Source organism: Bifidobacterium callitrichos DSM 23973, from assembly GCF_000741175.1.
Lineage (GTDB): Bacteria > Actinomycetota > Actinomycetes > Actinomycetales > Bifidobacteriaceae > Bifidobacterium > Bifidobacterium callitrichos.
The window spans coordinates 154,255-177,695 of sequence record NZ_JGYS01000003.1 but is presented as its reverse complement, the minus strand read 5'-3'; the positions used below and the strand labels follow the sequence as shown (position 1 = coordinate 177,695).

Sequence of the window (23,441 nt, the reverse complement as noted above, 5' to 3'; positions counted from 1 at the left end):
TACACGGGCCTCCACGGGCCCGAGGAGCCCACGAGCTCCCGCTCCCATACGGAACTGTCGCCGCTACAATGGGGAACCATGAGTCAAAGCGCGCGCGAATACGGCAGTGATACTACTGATGGCAATGAGCAGCGATGGGATTTCGGCACGCTGTTTCCGGCCAAGGGGGATCCGCGCAGACCACCCGAATGGTTCGGGCGCGGCCTGCTGTACATCGCCATCGCCGTCATCGTCTTCGCCTTCTGCTGGCGATCGTGGGGCCAGATCTCCTATCTGGTGCTCGACATCATCATCTCCCTGTTCCTGGCGCTCGCGGTCGAGCCGATGGTGATCTCTCTGGTCAAGCACGGCTGGAAGCGAGGCGCCGCCTCCGCGTTCGCGCTGGTCATCGTCGCGGTCGTCATCTGCGTGCTGCTGTCCCTGTTCGGCAGCATGTTCGTCCAGCAGGTGATCGCCATGCTGTACGGTCTGCCGTCGATGTACGAGCAGATCAAGGGTCTCGTCAGTCAGTACAGCAACTTCGAAATGCCCGAAATCAACAACCTCGGCACCGAGATCCTCAAGAACATCCAGACCTCGTGGGTGACCGACTTCGCCGGCACCGCGATGAGCACGGTCGGCGGTCTGTTCTCGTTCCTGCTCAACCTGATGACCGTGGTGATGACCACGTACTACATCTCCGCCGCGGGGCCGAAGCTGCGCCGCTCCTTCTGCCAGTGGATGGCGCCCGCCATGCAGCGCCGGTTCCTTCTGGTGTGGACGGTCGCGCAGGATCAGATCTCCTCGTTCCTGTTCTCCCGATCGATCCTCGCGATGATCAACGCCGCCTGCACCGCGATCTTCCTCGAGGTGCTCAAGGTTCCGTACTGGCTGCCGCTGGCGCTGTTCTGCGGCGTCGTCTCCCAGTTCATCCCGACCGTCGGCACGTACATCGGCGGCGCACTGCCGGTCCTGTTCGCACTGGGCAGCCGCGGCTGGGTATACGCGGTGGCCGTGCTCGTGTTCATCATCGTCTACCAGCAGATCGAGAACCTGATCCTTTCGCCGAAGATCTCCCAGAGCACGATGGACATCAACGCCGCCATCGCGTTCCTCGCCGTGCTCGCGTTCGGTTCGGTGTTCGGCGCTCTGGGCGCGTTCCTCGCACTGCCGGTCACCGCATCCCTGCAGACGATCTTCCGCGTGTACACCCGTCGCTACGAACTGGTCGACTCGCCGCTTATGTACGATCCGGAGATCGGCAGGAAGTCGAAGGTCGTCGAGGCGTCCGAGGCGTTCAGCGAGCATGTGCTTCACCCGCTCGGCGACCACATGCCGCGTGCGGCCAGGGGATCGACGAATCGCGTGCCGATGAACGACGAGATCCGTCGTCTGCAGGAGGAGATCTACGCGATCCCGGACGAGGGGATCGGTGCGGAGCATGGCTCCGGACGTAGCGACGGCCGTGGCCGTTCCGGTTCGGGCGATCCGGACGAATCCGCCACGGTGGCGATCCCGAAGGGCGTGCTCGATCGGCAGGTCGGGAAGCGATCGGTGAGCGCACTGGCGGGCACGGAAGCCGACGACTCGTCACGAGCCGACCGAACCGACCCGTCCGCCGAATCCGTTGACTCGTCCGAATCCGTTGACTCGTCCGACGTGTCCGATTCGCCTGATTCATCCGATTCGTCCGACCCGTCCGACAACCCGCGTGCGGGGTGGCGCTGACATGGTCCTGCTCACCGTACTCGACGTCCTCATGCTCGTCGTCGGCGCCGTCGGCATGATCTACCAGGTGGCGTGCGTCCTCAAATCGCTGGTCTCCAAACCGGTGCGATTCCCCGACGCCCCGATGGACAAGCGCTATGCGGTCCTCATCTCCGCGCGCAACGAGGAACAGGTCATCGGCAACCTCATCGGATGCATCCGCGAACAGACCTATCCGGCCGAACTCATCGACATCTGGCTCGTGGCCGACAACTGCACCGACCACACCGCCGACCTCGTGCGATCGCTCGGCTGCAACGTCGTCGAACGTCACAACGACCAGCTCATCGGCAAGGGATACGCGCTGACCTACCTGCTCGACCATATGATCGACGAGGGCCTGTCCGACACGTACGACGCCTACTTCGTGTTCGACGCCGACAACCGTCTCGACAAGCACTACTTCGAGGAGATGAACAAGGCCTTCCACGCCGGGTTCAGGATCCTCACCAGCTACCGCAACTCGGTGAACCTCAACGACAACTGGGTGTCCTCCGGCTCCGCACTGTGGTTCATCCGCGAATCGCGATTCCTTAACAACTCGCGCATGCTCTTCGGATCCAGCTGCCATGTGGGCGGCACCGGCTTCATGTTCTCCAAGGAAGTCATGAAACGCAACAAGGGATGGAAGTTCCATCTGCTCACCGAGGATCTGGAGTTCACGATGGACTCCGTGCTGCACGGCGACCGCGTCGGATACTGCGGCACCGCGATCCTGTACGACGAGCAGCCCGTCACCTTCGCGCAGAGCTGGCGGCAGCGTCTGCGCTGGAGCAAGGGCTTCCTGCAGGTGTTCCGCTTCTACGGCCCGTATCTGATCCGCCGCGCCGTGCGCGAACGGGACTTCTCGGCGGTCGACTTCACGCTGCTGCTGTGCCCGTTCACCGTGCTGAGCGTGTTCCGAATCGCGTTGGGAATGCTGTTCGCCGCCTTCGGCTTCGTCACCTGGCAGAGCCAGATCGGCGCGATATCCGGCTGGGCGAACGGCATCGTGTTCGCCGTGCTCGGCATGATGGGACTTGCGGGGCTTACGATCGTGGCCGAGTGCGATCAGATCGGCGCCACCAACAAGGAGCTGTTCGCCTACGTGCTGAGCTTCCCGATCTACATGCTCTCCTACGTGCCGATCTCCTTCCAGGCCATCTTCTCCAAAGCCCAGTGGAAGCCGATCCAACATAAGGGGTGAAAGACCATGCAACCTCCCGTGCCCTATGACCCTCATGCGGCGGTGTCGATCCGCGGCCTCGTCAAACGCTTCGGCGCGAAGACCGCCGTCGCCGGGCTGTCCCTCGACATCCCGGTCGGCTCGTTCTACGGTCTGGTCGGTCCGAACGGCGCGGGCAAGACCACGACGCTCAACATGGTCACCGGTCTGCTCACTCCGGACATGGGCGGCGCGTCGATCTTCGGCGTCGACGTGTGGCGCGACGTCAACGCGGCCAAGCGCATGATCGGCGTGATGCCGCAGCAATCCCAGATCTTCGACCGGCTCACCGGCTTGCAGCTACTGGTGTACGCGGGCATGCTGCGCGGCATGCAGCGCGCCGAGACCGTCGCCCGTGCGCGCGACCTGCTCGCCGCGTTCGACCTCGTCGATGCGGCCGACAAGATGGTCGTCGACTATTCGACCGGCATGGTCAAGAAGATCTGCCTCGCCTCGGCCATGATCCACAGTCCGCGTCTGCTCGTGCTCGACGAGCCGTTCGAATCGGTCGATCCGGTCTCCAGCGCGAACCTGAAGGACATCCTCGCCGAATACGCGGCCACCGGCGGCACCATCATCATCTCCTCCCACGTCATGGCTCTGATCGAACGGATGTGCACGCACGTGGCGGTCATCAACCAGGGAAGCGTGTGCGCGGCCGGCACCGTCGCCGAGGTCGCGGCCGGCATGGACCTCGAGGATCGGTTCCTTCAGCTGGTCGGCGGACGCCACGCCGCGGCCAGACTTGACTGGCTCGACGGTTCGATGGGCGCACAGGAGCCGGGAGTCGGACGATGAGCGAGATCGCCGCAGTCGTCCGCCTGCGCTGGATCCTTACCATATCCGTGCTGCGCCGCTCCGTCCTGCAGACCATCGGCTTCGCACTGTTGCTGACCATGGGGGCCGGCGCAGTCGTCGTCATGATCGTGTTCGCGGCCCTGCTTGGCATGCCGCAGTTCGCGGCGGATCCTGATTTCGTGCCTGGACTGAACGCCCTGCTTGTCACGATCGGGGCCATCGGCATGGTGTTCGCCGTCATCGTCCAGCTCATGCTTCTCGGCGAGGGATCGGCACTGACCCCGCAGCGCTTCGAATTGTACGGCATCCGCGACTCCCGATTGCTGTGGGCGCTCATCGCCGCCGGACTGACCGGACCGGCCGCGATCATCGCCTTCTGCGCCCTTGTCGCTCTGGCGTTCATTTATCGCGCAATCGGTTGGGGCGTCGTGCTCGCCGGCGTTCTTTCGGCGCTGCTCGTCGTCATCACGACCGTTCTCGTCGGCAAGACGGTCATGTCGCTCGCCACCACGCTCGTCACCACGGCACGCGGCCGTGCGACGTTCTACATCATCGTCATCGTGGGGTTCATCGCGGCGACTCAGCTGCCGGCGCTGATCCTCCCGCAGGACGGTTCAGGCAGATCGCAGTCCAGCCTCGGGACGTTCTCCGCTCTGTCCCGACTGCTCGCATTCACTCCGTTCGGCGCCGCGTTCCAGCTGCCGTTCGACGTCATCGCCGGCGCGTGGCTGCCGCTCGCGATCCGTCTGATCATCCTCGCCGTCGCATGGGTGGTCTGCTTCTATGTCTCCATGTGGTGCCTCGGACGTCAGCGGCACATGCGCGGTGCCGACACGTCCAGCAAGGTCAAGGCCGGTCTGGGTGATTTCGCCCGTATGCCGGACAGCGTGTCCGGAGCCATCTCCGCACGACTGTTCACCTATCTCAAACGCGACCCGCGTCAGGCCGTGCTGTTCGTCATGCCGCTCATCATGGTCGTCATCTTCACCCTGCAGTCACGTACCGCGGGCACCACGTTCCTCGCATGGCAGACGCTCATCTGGCTGGGACTGTTCATGATGATGGTCGAAGGCAACGGCCTGGCCTACGACGGCACCGGATTCGCCATGGAGGTGATCAGCGGCGTCAGAGGAATCGACGACCGTCTGGGGCGCATACGCGTACTCGTGGGATTCATCGTCATCTACATGCTCGCACTCGCCGCCGCACTGTTCGCGTTCACCGGGGACTGGCGCACGCCGGAGGGAATCGCGATGGGACTGGGCTGCCTGTTCATCGGCATCGGCGTCGCGTTCGCCGCGCTCGGCCTGGCCGAGATCGTCTCGACCCTGATGCTCTACCCGGTTCCCGATATCGAGCGTCCCTTCTCCACGCCGCAGGGACGCGCCGCCGCACAGGGCGTGTTCCCGTTCATCCACATGTTCGGCACGGTGTTCGTCATGCTGCCCGCCGGCATCGTCGCACTCGTCACGCTCGTCATGCACACGTTCGGCGCCCCGGGCGCCACGATGGCCATCGCCGTGGCCGCGATGGTGAATGGAACGGGTGCTCTCGCGCTCGGTACATGGCTTGGCGGTAAGCTGTTGGATGCGCGCGCGGTCGGCATCCTCGGCACGTTGGACGAGTTCGCCTCCCTGCAGAAGTAGGGGAAGCGGCGGTAGGACCGTACGCCGCGCGGCGATCCACACGTATGCGTGTCCCGGAACGCGGGGGCGCGGAAGGGGGAGGAATGAGTCGGAGCAACGGCCGGCGGCCGGCGGGCCATCGCGTCATCGTGTGCGCGCTGTGCGTGGTGCTGACGGCCGTGCTTGGCGTCGGATACGCCGTTGCGGACGCCGCCGACGCCGTCCCCGGACTGCTGACGATGCGCGGCGTCGCCACGCGCTCCTACCCGGATCCGTCCGCCGCCAGGGCAGCCGGCACGGTCTCCGGCGATGTCGACCTCGACGGCGGTGACATCGACAAGGCAGCGGTCGCCCGCCTGATCGACGAACTTGGCAAGACCGAAGGCATCGGCACCGATTTCTCGGTCGCCGTGGCGGACGCGCGGGGCAACGTGATCGCCGAACATGAGATGAACACGTTGCGCGAGCCGGCGTCGACCACCAAGACACTGACCGCGTATGCGGCCGCGAACACGCTGGAGATGGGATCCACGCTCGACACCGAGGTGTATCTGACCCGCACCGGCGACGACCCCACGATCGTCCTCAAAGGCAACGGCGACATGCTTCTTGGCGCCGGCGACAACGATCCCACGCATATCAACGGCCGTGCGGGGCTCGCGACCCTCGCGGACAGGACCGCCGCCGCGCTTCGCAAGCAGGGCGTCACCCGCGTCGCGCTTGCAACGGACGACTCCCTGTTCGGCGACGACCGCACTCCGTCGAACATCATCGAGAACAACGCCGAACACCGCTATTACACGGCCATCTCCTCGATGGCCATCGACGGCGGACGCGACTGGACCGGACTGGAGAGCCAGGACCGGGACTCCTTCACCGAATACCCGATCCTGTCCGAGCATCCGGCGATTGACGCGGCGAACACGTTCAAAACGCTGCTGTCCGCACGAGGCATCACCGTCACCGACTCCACCGACGTGAGCGGGCAGAAGCCGTCCAACCGCATCGCCTCGGTCAGTTCGGCACCGCTCAACGAGGTGATGGCGTTCATGCTGCGCCACTCCGACAACACGCTGGCCGAGCTCTTCGGACGTCTGACCGCGTTGAAGCTCGGCACGGGCAACTCCATCGCCGGAGACGTCAAGGCCGTCGAACGTGTGCTGAAGGACGGCGGCATCAGCATCGAAGGCATGACGCTGAGCAGCTGCTCCGGACTGGCTCCGGGCACGCGCCTGACCGTGAGGACGCTCGTTGAGGTGCAGTCGAGACTCGTCGATCCGGACGATGGCGCGGCAGCGGCGCTCGAGGGACTGTCGGTGCCGGGACTGGTCGGCACCGCCCGCAGCCGCGTGGCCGATCAGTCCACGCGCGGATTGATCCGTGTGAAGACCGGCTCGCTGGACAACGTGCGATCCCTGGCCGGCAACATCTCCCTGAGCAAGGGCGGTGTGCTCGCCTTCGCGGTGATCGTCAACAATCCGGTCAACGCATGGGAGGCCAACAAGGCCGTCGACAGTTTTGCGGCGGGACTGGCCAAGCTGTAGGTCGTCCGTCAAGTCGTCCGGTCGCTCGGTAGCTCGTGTAAATACTCGGAATCCATTCAGGTTTTCCTCAGAAACACGTCATTCGCGTGTGCCAAGATGGTTGGCATGCGAATCGCTGACGTACAAGACGACATCGACCACGAGCTGGTCAGCAAAGAAGAGATCCAGAGCATCATCAACCATGCCGCCGCACAGGCGAGCGAGGACTACCGTGGCAAGAACCCGCTGGTCATCGCCGTGCTCAAGGGCGCGGTGAACACGATCGCCGCATTCTCGCAGGCGCTGTCCATTCCGTGCCAGCTTGATTTCATGAGCCTGTCGAGCTACGGCTCGGGCACCGAATCAAGCGGCATCGTGACGATTCGTCAGGATCTGTCGACCGATGTTCGCGGTCGGCACATCCTGATCGTCGAGGATATTATCGATTCAGGCCATACGCTCGCGTGGCTGGTCGGGGAGCTGAAGCGCCGCGGGGCCGCATCGGTCGAGATCTTCGCGTTGCTCGAGAAGCCGGCCCGCCGCGAGGTGGATGTGCATGTGAAGTACAAGGGCCGTGAGATCCCCGACGAGTTCGTCGTCGGATTCGGTCTGGACTACGACGAGCGTTACCGCAATCTCGATTCGATCGCGGTGCTGAAGCCGTCAGTATACCAAGGAGAACAGGCATGAGCTTCCCTCAGGGGCCGGGGCAGCCGAACAACCCGAACAACGGGAACGGCAACCCATTCAACAACCCGTTCCGCCGCAATAATAAGGACAACGGCAACGGGAACAATCGCAACGGCGGCGGCACCGGGAACGGCAACAGGCCGTTCTGGCAGTCGCCGTGGCTGTGGGGCGCGGTCATCGTCGTCATCGTCGCTCTCATGTTCCAGATGTTCACGGGCACCGGCGCGCAGACCATCGACACCAAGGACGGCCTGCAGCTGCTCAAGAACGGGCAGGTTGACTACGCGAAGATCGTCGATAACAAGCAGAAGGTGACGCTCGACCTCAAGGCCGACTACACCAAGAAGGACCCCGACACCGGCAAGGACCACAACTACGGTCAGAAGGTGCAGTTCTACTACACGTTCGCGCAGGGGCAGGATATCATCAAGGCCGTCGAGAGCGCCGAGCCGTCCAAGGGCTGGAGCGCCGACATCGAGCAGACCAGCATGATGAGCTACCTCATCAGCTCGATCCTGCCGTTCGTCATCTTCTTCGCCCTGTTCTGGTGGATGATGAGCCGTATGGGCGGTGCCGGCGGCATGCTCGGCATGGGCGGCAAGAAGAACAACGGCAAGCTGCTCGAAGGCCAGACCCCGACCACCAAGTTCTCCGACGTCGCCGGCGAGGACGAGGCCCTGGCGGAGGTCGAGGAGATCAAGGACTTCCTCAAGGATCCGTCCAAGTACAAGGCGCTGGGCGCGCGTATCCCGCGCGGCGTGCTGCTGTACGGTCCTCCGGGCACCGGTAAGACGCTGCTCGCGCGAGCCATCGCCGGCGAGGCGGGCGTCCCGTTCTACGCGATGGCCGGCTCCGACTTCGTCGAGATGTTCGTCGGTCTCGGTGCCTCCCGCGTGCGCGACCTGTTCGACGAGGCGAAGAAGAACGCCCCGGCCATCATCTTCATCGACGAGATCGACGCCGTCGGCCGCAAGCGCGGTTCCGGCATGGGCGGCGGCCACGACGAGCGCGAGCAGACCCTGAACCAGCTGCTCGTCGAGATGGACGGCTTCGACAACGACACCAACCTGATCATCATCGCGGCCACCAACCGCCCCGACGTGCTCGACCCCGCCCTGCTGCGTCCGGGCCGCTTCGACCGTCAGGTCGGCGTCGCCGCCCCGGACCTCGAAGGCCGCGAGGCGATCCTCAAGGTCCACGCCAAGGGCAAGCCGTTCGTGCCGGACGTCGACCTGCACATGGTCGCCGTGCGCACCCCGGGCTTCACCGGCGCCGACCTCGCCAACGTGCTCAACGAGGCGGCCCTCCTGTGCGCCCGCGCCGGCGCCCAGCTCATCGACAACCGCGCCATCGACGAGGCCATCGACCGCGTCCAGGCCGGCCCGAAGCGCAAGTCGAAGGGCATGGCCCTGGACGAGCTGCGCAACACCGCGTACCACGAGGGCGGCCATGCGCTCGTCGCCGCCGCGCTGCACAACACGGACCCGGTCACCAAGGTGACGATCCTGCCGCGTGGCCGCGCGCTCGGCTACACCGCCGTGATGCCGACCTCCGACCGCTACTCCCAGTCGCGCAACCAGCTGCTCGACCAGATGGCGTACGCGATGGGCGGCCGCACCGCCGAGGAGATCGTGTTCCACGACCCGACCACCGGCGCGTCCAACGACATCGAGAAGGCGACGAAGATCGCACGCACGATGATCACCCAGTACGGCTTCTCGACGAAGCTCGGCGCCATCAAATGGGCCGACGACGACGATCAGAGCTCGGACTTGAACGGCATCGGGCCGCACAAGTACTCGAACCAGACCGCCGAGATCATCGACGAGGAGGTGCTGAAGCTCGTCGAGACCGCGCACACCGAGGCGTGGAAGATCATCAACGACAACCGCGACATCCTCGACGAACTCGTCCGTCAGCTGCTCGTCAAGGAGACGCTGAACGAGAAGGAGCTGGCCGAGATCTTCGCGCCGATCAAGAAGGCGCCGGAACGTCCGGTGTGGCTGTCCGACGACAGGCGCCCCGACTCCGATCGTCCGCCGGTCGAGATCCCCGAATCGCTCAAGCGTTCGGTCGGCATGAAGCCGGGCGAGTGATCGAGACGAGTGATCGGACGATGACGAGCACGAACCCGGATTACCGCGGTTATGACGAGGAGGGCGTGCGCCGTGCCGTACGCCTCTTCCTCACCTCCATCGGCGAGGACCCCGATCGCGAAGGACTCGTGGAGACGCCGGACAGGATCGCCCGCGCCTGCCGCGAACTGTTCGCAGGCCTCGGATCCTCGCCCGCGCAGGTGCTGGAGAAGCACTTCGACGTGGACACTGACGAGCTCGTGCTCGTCAAGAACATCGAACTGTATTCGGTGTGCGAGCATCATCTGCTGCCGTTCCATGGCGTCGCTCACGTGGGGTACATCCCCGCCAAGGACGGCGTGATGGGACTGAGCAAGCTCGCACGGCTCGTCGAGGTGTATGCGCGCCGTCCGCAGGTGCAGGAGCGACTCACCCAGCAGATCGCCGACGCGCTCGTCGAATACGCGGGCGCGCGTGGCGTGATCGTCGTCACCGAATGCGAGCACCTGTGCATGTCGATGCGCGGCATCAAGAAATCCGAGGCGCGCACGGTCACCTCCGCAGTACGGGGGCTGCTACGCAATCCCGCCACACGTTCCGAGGCGATGAGCCTCATCATGAGTCGGTGAGGACGCGCCGCACAGACGGCTACAGGTGACGGGCCGACTCGCAATCCATGGAATCGCAATCACACGAAGGGGAACATCATGGTTGATCTGCGAGCATTGCACGATACCGATCGCACGCTCGTGATGGGCGTGCTCAACATCACCGAGGACTCGTTCTCGGACGGAGGCCTCTGGCTCGACCCGGTTGCGGCCGCGAACCATGGGCGGGCCATGGCCCACGCCGGTGCCGACATCATCGACATCGGTGCCGAATCCACACGCCCCGGCGCCAAGCGCGTCTCCGAAGCCGACGAGCTGGCGCGCATCACCGGCGCGGTCAAGGCGCTTGCCCCCACCGGAGTGACGCTGTCCATCGACACCACGCGCGCCTCGGTCGCGAAGGCCGCGCTCGACGAGGGCGCGCAGATCATCAACGACGTCTCCGGCGGCACGCTCGACCGGGAGCTGCCGCACGTCGTCGCCGATCACGACTGCCTGTACATCGTGCAGCATTGGCGCGGCTGGCTCGCCGGATCCCACGGCGCAACCCCCGACGCCGACACCTCGCACTACGAGCACGGCGTGCTCAACGACGTGCGCGACGAACTCATGCGCCAGGTCGACGACGTGCTCGCCGCCGGCGTCGACCCGAAGCGCGTGATTATCGACCCGGGTCTCGGCTTCTCCAAGCCCGGCATCGAACACAACCTGCCGCTGCTCGTGAGCCTCGACACGTTCCGCGCCACCGGGTATCCGGTGCTCATCGGCCAATCGCGCAAACGCTTCGTCACCGCTATCCTCACCGATGCGGGCATCGACGGCGAGGACGGAACCGGCCCCGACATGGCCGCGCGCGACGACGCCACCGCGGCGTTGAGCGCACTCGCCGCCGAACACGGCGCCTGGGCGGTGCGCGTGCACGACGTGCCCAGATCCCGTGCCGCCGTGGCCGTGGGCAACGTGTGGCGGCAGTACGCGGGACAATACGCGAATAGACAGTAATCGTAAGTAAAGGAATTCGATGGACACCATCCGACTGACCGGTGTGCGTGCGAACGGCACGCACGGCGTGCTCGACTTCGAACACGAACGCGCCCAGCCGTTCATCGTCGACGCCACGCTGCATCTCGATCTGACCCGTGCCGGGCGTACCGATGCGCTCGGGGACACCGTCGACTACGGGAAGGTCGCCAAGGCCATCGTCGATGTCATCGAAGGCGATCACGTCGATCTCATCGAGAGGCTCGCGCAGGAGATCGCCGATCGGGTGTTCGCCGTCGACACGGCGATCCGCGAGGTGGAGATCACCGTGCACAAGCCCCATGCGCCGATCACCGTGCCGTTCGATGACGTCGCCGTCACGATCGACCGCACGCGCGAATCGGATGCGGGGAATAATGGTGACGGACAGGATGCGTCGGACGGCATTCATCGCGCGGTGATCGCGCTCGGCGGCAATCAGGGCGATGTCGCCTCGACGCTGCGTGACGCCGTGCGTCGCATCGACGCGTTGGACGGTACGCAGGTCGTCGGCGTCTCGCCCCTGTACCGCACCGCCGCATGGGGCATGCCCGACGGCACGCCCGATTTCCTCAACGCCGTGGTCGAGGTGACGACCACGTTGCCCGCATCCCGTCTGCTGCGCGAGCTGCTGCGCATCGAGGCCGATCACGGCCGCACACGCGACACGCACTGGTCGGACCGCACGCTCGACCTCGACATCATCGACTTCGACGGCGTCGAATCGGACGATCCTGACCTGACCCTGCCACATCCTCGCGCATGGCAGCGGGCGTTCGTGCTTGTACCGTGGGCCGCGCTGGATCCCAAGGCCGATCTGCCCGGCATGCATGGCGGTCCGGTGCGTGAGCTCGCCGAAGGACTGCTTGCCGAATCCGATCCGGACAGGCCGCCGGTCACACTCGTCTCGAAGGATTGGATGGGTGCGGAGTCGGCTGGAGTGTCGGCGGATGCATCGGCGGACGCGTCGGTGCAACGTCCGTCGCGGACCGTCGTCGATGCCGGTGACGGCGCGATGATCTCCAGCAGGGCCGTGATCTCGATGGACTCGACCTCCACCGACGCCGAACGACTGTTCCGCGAGGCGATCGTCGCGATCGACGGGCTTCCCGGCAATCAGGTCGAAGGCATCTCGCCCCTGTACCACGTGAGTAACTTCGACGGACCGGACGCGATGTCCGCGGTCATCCAGATCGAGACCAGACTTGGCGCACGTGCCCTGATCAGCGCGCTCGGCACCATCGAGCAGTCGCATGGCAACGCCATCGACCTCGATCTGGTCGACATGGACGGCGTCGAATCCGACGAGCCCGACTGCCGCGTACCATGGCCCACGGCTCGTGAACACGCCTCCGTACTCGCCCCGTGGATGGACATGGATCCGAACGCCACGCTTGGCGGAGACCCGGTGTCGTTCCTGCTGGCGATGGCACCCGACGCGGCGCGCGTCGGCATGCTGTCCGACAACTGGATTCTGGGAGGAACCCCTCGATGAGCGCAAAACGTACGCCGTGGTGGCAGCCCGCCCTCGCTCTTGCATTGGGAACGGTCGCCGGTGCCGTCGTCGCGGAACTGGGGGAGCGGTTCAACCTCACGCTGATCGGCGCCCCATGGTTCGTGGCCGCGCTGCTCATCGCCATCGGCATCATCGTGCTGATCCTCGCGTTGAACGTGCACAAGTACGCCACCACGGATCCTCGCAAACGCCCCAGCACCTTCATCAATCCGAGACTCGCGTTCGACACTCTGGTGCTGTCGAAGGCGCTCGCGCTGGCCGGTGCGATGCTTGCCGGATGGTACGGCGGGCAGATCATCCCCACCATCGGACACATCGAGGCGGACTTCTACTCGCAGGCCGTGATCGAATGCGCGGTGACGGCCGTGGTCTGCCTGATCGACATGATCATCGGACTGGTGGGGGAGTGGCTGTGCCAGCTGCCGCCCACCGAAGGCCCGGAGAATCCCAAGATGAAGAGGGCCGAGAGGGAGCGCGGCGTCGCCCCCGCCGCCGCCAAGACCGTGCGCTAGACGAATCAGTCGCGCGGCACTCTGATCATCGCCTCCTGCGCGATCGCCGCGACCAGCTCGCCGTCACGCGAATACACCTTCGCCAATCCCAGTCCTCGGCCGTGCGCGGCGGTCGGCGTATCCTGCACATACAGATGCCACTGGTTGATGTCCACGTCGCGGTACCACCACATCGAATGGTCGATCGACGCGTAGGAGATGCCGGGCGTCGAGATCGACAGGCCGGCTCGGCGCAGCACCGGCTCCATCATCACCTGATCGCAGCCGAGCGCCAGCATCGCACGGTGCATGAGCTGCGGCACGTCGACCTCGCCATCGGCCTTCATCCACACCATCTGCTTGCCGGAATCGGCCGCCGCCGACTCCTCGTCCGGTCCCAGCATGATCGTGCGCGTGATATGGCGGATATCGAACGGCGACTTCTTCACGTAGTAGTTCGCGAATGGCGACTTGCCCGCGTACGGCTCCATCAGCTCCTTCGCGCTGGTGAGTGACTCCGGGTCGGGCAGATCGGTCGGCATCGGATCGGCGAACTCCACACCGGTCTGACCTTCGACTTGGAATGATGCGATCGCCGTGAGAATCGAACCCTCGGCCTGCGTCACATTGACGCGGCGGGCGGAGAAGGACCGGCCGTCGCGCAGCTTCTCGACGTCGAACAGCAGATCCTGACGGATATCTCCCGGAGCGACGAAATAGCCGTGGATCGAATGCGGCAGACGATTCTCCGGAACCGTCTTGGCCGCGGCCATCAGCGACTGCGCGATGACCTGGCCGCCATAGACGCGACCGGTGGGGAAGTACAGGCTTTCGCCGTTGATGTACGTATGATTGCGATACCCTGAGGGTTTGCCCAGCTTCAGCACCTTCACCAGATGTTCCAATGGCGTAGTGGTGTCATCGGTCATGTTCTCCCCCTGATGTACTTGCTCGGTTCACTGTCGTTTGCTCATACTGTAGCGACGGGGCGTTACCCGTGCCGGAGGCGATTGTTACGAGCGTATGTGCAACGTGAACATCGGGTTATCGCGCAATGGTAACGCGGATATGGTAAAAGGCCTTCCTCCGGCCGTCGGCGGTTATCCGCGGCGGAGAAAGGCCCGATAATCCCGGCCCCCTCTGACGAGGGGGCTGTCAGCGAAGCTGACTGGGGGAGAGAAAGCCGGTATGCATGTACTAGCGCGTCAGCTTCCTGTGCAGGCGGTGCGGGCGGGCCGCATCCTCGCCGAGGCGGGCGACGCGGTTCTCCTGATACGCCTGGAAGTTGCCCTCGAACCAGTACCACTTGGCCGGGTTCTCGTCATCGCCCTCCCACGCGAGGATGTGCGTGGCGACGCGGTCAAGGAACCAACGGTCGTGGGAGATCACCACGGCGCAGCCCGGGAAGCCGAGCAGCGCGTTCTCGAGGCTCTCGAGCGTCTCGACGTCGAGATCATTCGTGGGCTCGTCGAGCAGCAGCAGGTTGCCGCCCTGCTTCAGGGTCAGCGCCAGGTTCAGACGGTTGCGCTCGCCGCCGGAGAGCACGCCGGTGAGCTTCTGCTGGTCGGAGCCCTTGAAGCCGAAGCTCGCCACGTAGGCGCGGGTCGGCACCTCGACGCCGGCCACCTCGATGAAGTCGAGACCGCCGGAGACCGCCTCCCACAGGTTCTTGTTCGGGTCGAGGCCCTCACGATTCTGGTCGACGTAGCTGATCTTGACGGTGTCGCCGATCTTGAGCTCGCCGGACGTCAGCGGCTCCAAGCCGACGATCGTCTTGAACAGCGTGGACTTGCCGACGCCGTTCGGACCGATCACGCCGACGATGCCGTTGCGCGGCAGCGTGAAGGACAGGTCGTCGATGAGCACGCGGTCGCCGAACGCCTTGTGAATGTGGTTGGCCTCGAGCACCAGCGAGCCCAGACGCGGGCCGGCCGGGATCTGGATCTCGGAGAAGTCGAGCTTCTTGTTGTTGCGGGCCTCGGCCTCCATCTGGTCGTACCTCTCCAGACGGGCCTTGTTCTTGGCCTGACGGGCCTTCGGCGAGGAACGCACCCAGTCGAGCTCGTCCTTCAGGCGCTTGGCGAGCTTCGCGTCCTTGGCGCCCTGGATTTCCATACGCTTGGCCTTGGTCTCCAGATACGTGGAGTAGTTGCCCTTGTACGGGTACAGGTGGCCGCGGTCGACCTCGCAGATCCATTCGGCCACGTTGTCCATGAAGTAACGATCGTGGGTGACGGCGATGACGGCGCCCTTGTACTGGTGCAGGAACTGCTCCAGCCACAGGATCGACTCGGCGTCGAGGTGGTTGGTGGGCTCGTCGAGCAGCAGCAGGTCCGGGGCCTCGAGCAGGAGCTTGCACAGGGCCACGCGGCGGCGCTCGCCACCGGAGCACACGGAGACCGGGGTGTCCGGATCCGGGCACTGCAGGGCGTCCATCGCCTGATCGAGCTGGGAGTCGAGATCCCAGCCGTTGGCGGCGTCGATCTCGGTCTGGAGCTTGCCCATCTCCTCCATCAGGGAGTCGAAGTCGGCGTCCGGGTTGGCCATCTCCTCGCCGATCTGGTTGAAGCGGGCGACCTTCTCCGCGATCGGGCCGAACGCCATCTTGATGTTCTCGCCGACGGTCTTGGTGTCGTCCAATGGCGGCTCCTGCTGCAGGATGCCGACCGTGTAGCCGGGGGTGAGCGTGGCCTCGCCGTTGGAGACATGCTCGATGCCGGCCATGATCTTCAGGAGCGTGGACTTGCCCATGCCGTTGGGGCCCACCACGCCGATCTTCGCGCCCGGCAGGAAGCTCAGCGTCACGTCATCGAGGATGACGCGGTCGCCGAAGGCCTTGCGCGCCTTGATCATTTGGAATACGAATTCTGCCATGAGTTGCAGTTACTCCTTACAAAGGTTGGAATTCCGCCGTTTCTTCGGTTCGTGCATGCAGATTGACACAATACGGATTGACGCATGCGGATTCGACGGTCGCTGTCCGTCGGTTGCGTTGCTGTCATCTCGCCTTGTCGTCCGCGTCCATGCGGCGCGTGTCCGCATAGCGGTCGATTCCATGCCAAACCACCGCCCACCATGGTAACGGAAGGGCTGGAATGGCGGGGGTGTGACTGTCGGCGGCGGGGTGCCGTACGTTTGCCCGGGTGTTTTTGTGGTTGTATCCGGGCAAACGTACGTTAACAGATACCTACCGTACGTTTATCCGGAAGAGATGGAGGAATACCCGGACGGACGTACGCCCATAGTCGGGGTTGTCTTTGGAACAATACAAGAGCTCGCCCAAAGAGAATCCAGTCGATGTAGGGTAATGGCGAAGCGGCGACGGGGGAGTGCGTCAACCATCGTTGACGTCATCATGTGATCGTTTGGCACCATGCCGCGCCTGGACGGACAATCGGAGTGAAGATGGCCGCCATTGTCAGTCGTGTGGGTTGTGTTTGTGTGAGATCACCGCCACGGCATCGACAGTCACGAGCTGTACAGACGCACGGCGCTGAGCGAGCGGCCGAGCATCGCGATGGCCATCGACAGCGCGCGTGAACGTGGCGAAATCGCCGGTGAGCTACCGGAGAGCCTGATGGACATGTCAGGCGATCTGGGCCGGCCGCCATCATCCGCGACATGCGGCCGCTCCCGGAATCCGACATCGTCGCCGTCGTGGACGAGCTGTTCCTGCCGTTGGTGCGCTATTACGAAGCTCAGGGCGGCGATACGATGGAGTGACGAGTAACCGGAGCGGGAAGCGGAAACAATACTGGCGAAATTGGGAGTGATGCATGAAACCGATCGGACAGGTGGAACCGTCGAAGCGGAGGACGGTGGTCATCTCCGGGGCGGAGAGCGTGGTGTGCTTCCTCGGATGGGTGGTCGTCTTTGCTTTGGGATCTGATCGTCCCGTGCCACCGGGGTTTTGGAAGCTTGTCGTGCTGGTCGGGGTATTGATGGTCGCTCAGTTTCTATACGTGCGTCGGCTGTTGGCGGACATGCTATTGGCACAACCGACGTTCCGTCGTAACGAGGTGATGTTCGCCGTGGCGGGTGTGTCACTTGCCGTCCTGACGGGATGGTGGTGGCATACGGATTTCACCGGAATGGCCGGCGTCATCTGGCTTGTGGTGGTAACCGGGGTCGGACTCGTGTACGGCACCGTGCTATGGACGGTGAACCGTACGTTCGTCCGGGTGTTTCGCGGGCGTATCCGGGCGAACGTACGTTGACGAGCACTCACCGTACGTTCGTCCGGGTATTCCTCCATCTTTTCCGGACGAACGTATAGTGAGGGCTCGTCAACGTACGTTCGCCCGGAAAAGATGAGGGAACACCCGGACGAACGTACGCCCATGACCGGGGCCACCATCGGGGTCGGTCATGGGCGTACGTCTATGTCGGTTACATCGGCTATGCCGGTCACTCGCCGGCGCCGATGGCGCGCAGCACGTTGATCATTTCGATGGCGCCGAGCGCGCAGTCGAAGCCCTTGTTGCCGGCCTTGGTGCCGGCGCGTTCGATGGCCTGTTCGATGTTCTCGGTGGTGATCACGCCGAAGAGCACCGGCACGTCGGAGTTCAGCGACACCTGCGCGATGCCCTTCGCGGTCTCGTTGCACACGAGATCGTAGTGGGAGGTGGATCCGCGGATGATCGCGCCGAGGCAGATCACCGCGTCGTAGCGGCCGGTGGACACCATGCGCTTGGCCGCGATCGGAATCTCGAACGAGCCGGGCACCCACGCCACGTCGACGTTCTCGTCGGCCACGCCGTGACGGCGCAGACCGTCCTGTGCGCCGGACAATAGCTTCGAGGTGACGAACTCGTTGAAGCGGGCGACGACGATGCCGATGCGGATCGGCGCGTTCGCTGCGCTTCCGGTGAGAGTGGTGGTGTTCGCGACCAGCTGGCCTTCGAATACGGTCATGTCAGTTCTCCTTGGTGATTGTTGTAGTGGTGATTGTGGTGGTTGCGGTTGCGGGGACGCCCAGCAGGTGTCCCATGCGCCGTTGCTTGGTGGACAGGTAGTTCGCGTCGTATGCGTTCGGCGGGATGACGATCGGCACGCGGGATGCGACGGCGACGCCGGCACGCTCCAGCTGGTCGATCTTGTCCGGGTTGTTCGTCATCAGGTCGACCGATGCGATGCCGAGATCGCGCAGCATGGCCGCCGCCGTGTCGTATTCGCGCGCGTCGGCGGGGAAGCCGAGCTTCAGGTTCGCGTCGAGCGTGTCGAAGCCCTGCTCCTGCAGCTCGTAGGTGCGCAGCTTGTTGAGAAGCCCGATGCCGCGGCCCTCCTGACTTAAGTAGAGGATCACGCCGCGGCCGACGTCGGCCACGCGGCGCATCGCCTCGTGCAGCTGCGGACCGCAGTCGCAGCGCTGAGATCCGAACACGTCGCCGGTCATGCACTGCGAGTGGATGCGGCACAATACGGGCGGGATCGCCGCCGCCGTATCGGATGCGCCGGAGACGCCTTCCGCGCCGGCCATCGCGGCGAGGATGTCGTCGCCCATCACCAGCGCCACGTGCTCGCCGCCGTTCTCGGATTCGTAGCCGACCATCGTGAACCGTCCGTAGTCGGTGGGCAGATCCACCTGTGCGACGCGTCGCACCGTATGCGGGAAGGCGTGCGTGCGCCGGTACTCCTGCAGCTGGGCGATCGTGATGTACGCGAGATCGTGCTCGGCGGCGAACCGTTCGAGATCGCCGCGTCGCATCATCGTGCCGTCCTCCTTCATCATCTCGCAGCACAGGCCGCACGGCTCGAATCCGGCCAGTCGAGCCAGATCGACGGTCGCCTCGGTGTGTCCGTTGCGTTCCAGCACGCCGCCTTCGCGCGCCACCAGCGGGAACACGTGACCGGGACGGCGGAAGTCCTCCGGCCGCGTATTCGGGTCGATGCAGGCCAGTGCGGTCAGCGAACGGTCGCGCGCGCTGATGCCGGTGGACGCGGTCACGTGGTCGATGGACACGGTGAACGCCGTGTGATGGTTGTCGGTGTTCGTGGCGACCATCGGCGGTAGTTCGAGGCGGTCGGCCAGCTCGGCGCTCATCGGCGTGCAGATGAGTCCTCGGCCGTGCGAGGCCATGAAGGCGATGTTGCTCGGCGTGGCGTAACGGGCGGCGCAGATGAGGTCGCCCTCGTTCTCGCGCCCCTCGTCGTCCGCCACGACGACGATGCGTCCCGCTCGGATGTCGCGGATCGCGCGTGCCACCGCCTGATCGGTGTTCGTGTGATCGGTGTTCAGTGAAGTCATATTGTGTCCTTTGTCCGTGAAGAGGTCCGTGTGCATGTCAGAAGCCGTGCTCGATGAGGAAGTTCTCGGTGATCGCCCCGGATCCGCCGGAACCTCCCCTGTTGGCGTCGCCGCCGTGCGACGGCAGTGCGAGCAGTCGGTCGACGTATTTCGCGATCGGATCGGTTTCGAGATTGACGATGTCGCCGACTCCGCGTTCGGCAAGCACCGTGTGCGAGGCGGTGTGCGGGATGAGGGAGACGCCGAACGCGGTCTCCGTGACGGTCGTCACCGTCAGACTGATGCCCTCGACGGCGATCGACCCCTTCTCGGCGATGAATCGCATGAGCTCGTACGGCGCGCGGATCGTATAGACCTTCGCGATGCCGTCGGGCGTGATCGACTCGACCACGCCGGTGCCGTCGATGTGTCCGGAGACGATGTGCCCGGAGAAGCGGCCATCGGCGGGCATCGCGCGTTCCACGTCGACATGGTCGCCGCGCCGTAAGGTTCCGAGGGAGGAGCGGCGCAGCGTCTCGTGCATTACGTCCGCGGTGAACGTCGTGCCATGTACGGCCGTCACGGTCAGACATACGCCGTTGACGGCGATGCTTTCGCCGATGACCGTCCGGTCGGTCACCGCCACCGGCGAGTCGACGGTCAGATGGGCGAAATCGGCGCCGCGAGCCAATCGCACGACCGTGCCCAGATCCTCAACGATTCCCGTGAACATACTCGACACCTCCCTCGATGACGATGTCGCTGCCCACCGTGGCGACGGTGCGGTCGATGATGCGGAAGGCGTCATCGGGAGCCTCGACTCCCTCGCCGCCCACCGGGCCGGGGGCGTTCCGTCCGCCGAACAGCTTCGGCGCGACGTAGGCGCTCACCTTGGATACCACATGATCCCGCAGCGCCGACCACGCCAGCGTTCCGCCGCCTTCGATCATCACGCTGTCCAGACCACGATCGCCAAGCGCCTTCACGATCCCGGCGACGCTCACGTGGCCGTCATCGTCAGCGTCCACGCGAAGGATCTCGCATCCGGCCTCACGGTAGGGGAGCGTGCGTTGCTCGTCGTCGACCGCCGTGGCGATGATCGTCGGCGTCTCGCTCGCGGTGGCGACGATCGCCGCGTCGATCGGCGTGCGCAAATGGGTGTCGCACACCACGCGCACCGGATCGTGACCGCCGTCGATACGGCAGGTGAGCTGCGGATCGTCCGCCAGCACGGTGCCCACGCCCACCATGATCGAGGCGAATCTGCCGCGATCCTCGTGCACGCGGCGGCGCGCATCCTCGCCGGTGATCCAACGCGACAGCCCCGTGGAGGTGGCGATGCGGCCGTCCAGCGTCATCGCGTATTTGAGCATGACGAACGGCGTGCGCGTGGTGATGAAATGCAGGAAGATCTCGTTAAGCCGGTCGCATTCGTCCCGCAATACGCCCTCGACGACCTCGATGCCGGCGTCGCGCAGCTGACGCACTCCCTTGCCGGCCACCAGTGGATTCGGATCGGGAGAGCCGACCACCACGCGGGCCAGTCCCGCATCGATGAGCGCCTTGGAACACGGCGGCTGCTTGCCGGTGTGGCAGCAGGGCTCCAACGTGACGTAGATGGTGGCGCCGCGAACGTCGACGCCCGCCTGTTTCGCGGCCTCAAGCGCGGCGCGCTCGGCATGCCAGCCGCCGAAATGGTCATGATGACCGGTGGCGATGATCTCGCCATCGCGTACGATGACGGCGCCCACCATCGGATTCGGGTTGACCCTGCCCGCTCCGAGTCGTGCGTGACGCAGTGCCACGGACATGAAGTCCCTATCGTCCATGAATCCCCTTTCCTTGCTCGATAGGGCATGTCCAGGGGTGTGTTTCATGGGGGAGGACATGGGCTCGCCTGTCCGCCGCAAGCCGCCCGCGCGTCCCTCCGGAAACGCAAAAACCCTGAAATCCATTGGATTCCAGGGCATCGATCATGAGAGTACGCGCGAACGTCGGCCGACATCCGCATGTCTTCCGCAAACTTCTTCCATCCAGACTATGACTGTCGGTACCGGAATCTCACCGGTTCGGCCGCGCGATCGCTCGCGAGGCTAGCGGACTGTACCGCCGATCGGGAATTTCACCCTGCCCTGAAGATGCATATTGATTTATCAGGGCACGACTATACAGGTGACCGTCTTTCGGACCGAGGTTGTCTCGGAATATGGAATGGCTGGGCGTCGTCCCGTGGTATGGCGATTCGCCGTGATATAACGGTTCGCCGGCGCGGCGCTCGCCGTCGGCATAATCTCAGCAGGTATGGTCGTGGACAGGAGGGGTCGGCGACGGGAGCCGGGCTCCGACACATCGAAACATCGAAAAGGAGCATATGATGACCGATCCCACGACGATCACGCAGCACGACGAATCCATCGAACGTGCCGACTGGCAGGCATGGCGGCGCCAGCGTGAGGAGGGGCTGTGTGCGCCGTACGGATGGCTGTCCCAGACCGGACTGTACTGGCTGCAGGCGCTCGGCGGATTCAGGGCCGTCATTCCGGGCATCGATGGCGAATGGCTGTTACAGGATGGCGAGGTCATGTTCACGCCGCAGCCGTCCGGGGAAAGCGGCAGGGGTGCCGACAGTGCTGGCGACCAGTCCGCCGCGCTGACGCTGGTGGATGCCAAGGGCGATCGCACCCCGATCACCGGCCCAGTGCGCGTGCCGAGCGACGCCACCGCGAACGGATCGTACGTCGAAGCCGGGCAGATCCGCGCTGCGGTGATCGAGCGCGGCGGCCGGTTCGGCATCCGCGTGCGGGACCCCGAATCGCCGTTCCGCCGTGATTTCACGGGCATCCCGGTCTATGACTTCGATCCGGCGTGGCGGATCGAGGGTCGGTTCGAGCCGTACGGCGAGTCGCAGGACACGGTGGTAAGCACCCGCGTCGAATGGCTGACGAGCACGCTTGAGGCCATCGGCGTGGTGCGCTTCGAGGCGCAGGGCGTTCCGCAGAGCCTCATCGCGTTCGACGGCGGCGTGAAGGACGGCGCCCGCGAGCTGTTCATCATCTTCCGTGATCCCACTAACGGCGACACCACCTACGGCAGCGGCCGGTTCCTCAACGCGACGGTGGCCGCGGATACTGACGGAACCGACGGCGGCGCGTCGGACGTGTTGCTTGACTTCAACCGCGCCTTCAACCCGCCGTGCGCGTTCTCGCCCTACTGCACCTGCCCGCTGGCCCCGGCCGAGAACACCGTGACCGTTCCCGTCATCGCCGGAGAACGCCACTGAGCAACCTATTCGTTGTTCGTTCGGGGCCGTCCGCTGAGAGGCCCCGAACGGGAACAGCGAGACGTAGATTGTCGGAGCTTACAAGTGAAGCAATCCACACATTGTGCGGGAAAACTCGGGCATGCCGGAGGCTTCGAGCCGCTCCAGCTCTTCACGCATGGTGCGCGGCGGATGTTTCTTGGACGATACCAGTTCCTGCATGGCCTTGACCGCCTGTTCCGGTTGGGATTCGGCCAGGGAGACCAGGAACGTATCGGGGTGTCGTGCGGCCAGTCCGATTTTGGCAAGTTGGTTTGCCGGGAAGTCCTTGAGGTTGAAGGTGACGATTACATCGGCGTCGCCGTTATGGGCTGCAGCCGCCACATGACGGTCATCGGGGTCAGGCAGTACGACTTCGCCGGCCAATTCCGGTTTGGAGGGGACGAGGTAGTACGGTTTGATGTCCCGGATGGCGGTGAGATAGCGATCCACCCATATCGGGTCATATCCCAGATCGTCCACGAACGCGCATCGGGCCTCTTCGAGCACATCGTCGGAGAACTGGGGGTCGAACAGATGATGGTCGGCGAACGTGGGCAATACGTCCGTCAACCATGTGTGGGGGAAGATGTTCGCATCGAGGAAGGCGATGACCATAGG

Annotated in this window: 20 protein-coding genes and 1 riboswitch; of the genes, 13 read left to right on the top strand and 7 right to left on the bottom strand. The window is 64.6% G+C overall.

Annotated features, from left to right (window positions below; translation table 11 throughout):
* Positions 1–78 precede the first annotated feature (78 nt).
* From BCAL_RS02600 to BCAL_RS02550, 11 genes are all read left to right on the top strand, one after another.
* Positions 79–1,707: an AI-2E family transporter gene (locus BCAL_RS02600; protein ID WP_043164878.1), complete on the top strand. Its 1,629-nt coding sequence runs from the start codon at positions 79–81 to the stop codon at positions 1,705–1,707.
* Position 1,708: 1 nt separating this feature from the next.
* A complete protein-coding gene (locus tag BCAL_RS02595) occupies positions 1,709–2,932 on the top strand; it encodes a glycosyltransferase family 2 protein (protein WP_043164879.1) in 1,224 nt (407 codons plus the stop codon).
* A gap of 6 nt (positions 2,933–2,938) precedes the next feature.
* A complete protein-coding gene (locus BCAL_RS02590; RefSeq protein ID WP_043164880.1) occupies positions 2,939–3,748 on the top strand; it encodes an ABC transporter ATP-binding protein in 810 nt (269 codons plus the stop codon).
* The gene (locus BCAL_RS02585) at positions 3,745–5,394 is read left to right on the top strand and encodes a hypothetical protein (RefSeq protein ID WP_043259991.1); all 1,650 of its coding nucleotides are present in this window, start codon (positions 3,745–3,747) and stop codon (positions 5,392–5,394) included. The genes BCAL_RS02590 and BCAL_RS02585 overlap by 4 nt, the downstream gene beginning before the upstream one ends.
* Positions 5,395–5,477: 83 nt before the next feature.
* Positions 5,478–6,917 (top strand): D-alanyl-D-alanine carboxypeptidase/D-alanyl-D-alanine-endopeptidase, encoded by a 1,440-nt coding sequence (locus BCAL_RS02580; protein ID WP_043164882.1) that lies wholly within the window; start codon positions 5,478–5,480, stop codon positions 6,915–6,917.
* Positions 6,918–7,013: 96 nt separating this feature from the next.
* Positions 7,014–7,586 carry a hypoxanthine phosphoribosyltransferase gene (gene hpt, locus BCAL_RS02575; protein ID WP_043164883.1) on the top strand — a complete coding sequence of 191 codons (573 nt, stop codon included), beginning with the start codon at positions 7,014–7,016 and terminating at the stop codon, positions 7,584–7,586.
* The gene (gene ftsH / locus BCAL_RS02570) at positions 7,583–9,682 is read left to right on the top strand and encodes an ATP-dependent zinc metalloprotease FtsH (RefSeq protein WP_043164884.1); all 2,100 of its coding nucleotides are present in this window, start codon (positions 7,583–7,585) and stop codon (positions 9,680–9,682) included. The genes hpt and ftsH overlap by 4 nt, the downstream gene beginning before the upstream one ends.
* Before the next feature lie 20 nt (positions 9,683–9,702).
* Complete coding sequence (folE, locus tag BCAL_RS02565) at positions 9,703–10,290, top strand: GTP cyclohydrolase I FolE (RefSeq protein WP_043165001.1); 588 nt, start codon at positions 9,703–9,705, stop codon at positions 10,288–10,290.
* Positions 10,291–10,368: 78 nt separating this feature from the next.
* The gene (gene folP / locus BCAL_RS02560) at positions 10,369–11,271 is read left to right on the top strand and encodes a dihydropteroate synthase (protein ID WP_043164885.1); all 903 of its coding nucleotides are present in this window, start codon (positions 10,369–10,371) and stop codon (positions 11,269–11,271) included.
* Between the two features lie 19 nt (positions 11,272–11,290).
* Positions 11,291–12,784 (top strand): 2-amino-4-hydroxy-6-hydroxymethyldihydropteridine diphosphokinase, encoded by a 1,494-nt coding sequence (gene folK, locus BCAL_RS02555; RefSeq protein WP_043164886.1) that lies wholly within the window; start codon positions 11,291–11,293, stop codon positions 12,782–12,784.
* Positions 12,781–13,317 carry a DUF3180 domain-containing protein gene (locus BCAL_RS02550; RefSeq protein WP_043164887.1) on the top strand — a complete coding sequence of 179 codons (537 nt, stop codon included), beginning with the start codon at positions 12,781–12,783 and terminating at the stop codon, positions 13,315–13,317. Before folK ends, BCAL_RS02550 begins: the two co-directional genes overlap by 4 nt.
* Before the next feature lie 5 nt (positions 13,318–13,322).
* Here the strand turns inward: BCAL_RS02550 and BCAL_RS02545 are convergent, their stop codons facing one another.
* Both BCAL_RS02545 and ettA read right to left on the bottom strand, forming a co-directional pair.
* Complete coding sequence (locus BCAL_RS02545) at positions 13,323–14,225, bottom strand: acyl-CoA thioesterase (RefSeq protein ID WP_043164888.1); 903 nt, start codon at positions 14,223–14,225, stop codon at positions 13,323–13,325.
* Between the two features lie 268 nt (positions 14,226–14,493).
* The gene (ettA, locus tag BCAL_RS02540) at positions 14,494–16,170 is read right to left on the bottom strand and encodes an energy-dependent translational throttle protein EttA (protein WP_043164889.1); all 1,677 of its coding nucleotides are present in this window, start codon (positions 16,168–16,170) and stop codon (positions 14,494–14,496) included.
* 902 nt (positions 16,171–17,072) lie between these two features.
* On the opposite strand from ettA, the gene BCAL_RS02535 reads away from it, so the two are divergent.
* Positions 17,073–17,513, top strand: a complete 441-nt coding sequence (locus tag BCAL_RS02535) for a hypothetical protein (RefSeq protein WP_043164890.1) — start codon at positions 17,073–17,075, stop codon at positions 17,511–17,513.
* A gap of 190 nt (positions 17,514–17,703) precedes the next feature.
* On the opposite strand, the gene ribH is transcribed toward BCAL_RS02535, so the two are convergent.
* Genes ribH through ribD form a run of 4 tightly spaced genes read right to left on the bottom strand, consistent with a single transcriptional unit; the run spans position 17,704 to position 21,351 of the window.
* The gene (gene ribH / locus BCAL_RS02530; RefSeq protein WP_043164891.1) at positions 17,704–18,210 is read right to left on the bottom strand and encodes a 6,7-dimethyl-8-ribityllumazine synthase; all 507 of its coding nucleotides are present in this window, start codon (positions 18,208–18,210) and stop codon (positions 17,704–17,706) included.
* A gap of 1 nt (position 18,211) precedes the next feature.
* Positions 18,212–19,543 carry a bifunctional 3,4-dihydroxy-2-butanone-4-phosphate synthase/GTP cyclohydrolase II gene (locus BCAL_RS02525; RefSeq protein WP_052119052.1) on the bottom strand — a complete coding sequence of 444 codons (1,332 nt, stop codon included), beginning with the start codon at positions 19,541–19,543 and terminating at the stop codon, positions 18,212–18,214.
* A gap of 37 nt (positions 19,544–19,580) precedes the next feature.
* Positions 19,581–20,255: a riboflavin synthase gene (locus BCAL_RS02520; RefSeq protein WP_043164892.1), complete on the bottom strand. Its 675-nt coding sequence runs from the start codon at positions 20,253–20,255 to the stop codon at positions 19,581–19,583.
* Positions 20,236–21,351, bottom strand: coding sequence for a bifunctional diaminohydroxyphosphoribosylaminopyrimidine deaminase/5-amino-6-(5-phosphoribosylamino)uracil reductase RibD (gene ribD, locus BCAL_RS02515; RefSeq protein ID WP_043164893.1), 1,116 nt, complete (start codon positions 21,349–21,351; stop codon positions 20,236–20,238). The genes BCAL_RS02520 and ribD overlap by 20 nt, the downstream gene beginning before the upstream one ends.
* Before the next feature lie 188 nt (positions 21,352–21,539).
* Positions 21,540–21,666: riboswitch (FMN riboswitch) on the bottom strand.
* Positions 21,667–21,893: 227 nt separating this feature from the next.
* On the opposite strand from ribD, the gene BCAL_RS02510 reads away from it, so the two are divergent.
* Positions 21,894–22,802 (top strand): DUF1684 domain-containing protein, encoded by a 909-nt coding sequence (locus BCAL_RS02510; RefSeq protein ID WP_052119038.1) that lies wholly within the window; start codon positions 21,894–21,896, stop codon positions 22,800–22,802.
* A gap of 78 nt (positions 22,803–22,880) precedes the next feature.
* Here BCAL_RS02510 and BCAL_RS02505 read toward each other — a convergent pair whose 3' ends face one another.
* A complete protein-coding gene (locus tag BCAL_RS02505) occupies positions 22,881–23,438 on the bottom strand; it encodes a PIN domain-containing protein (protein ID WP_043164894.1) in 558 nt (185 codons plus the stop codon).
* Positions 23,439–23,441: the final 3 nt, after the last annotated feature.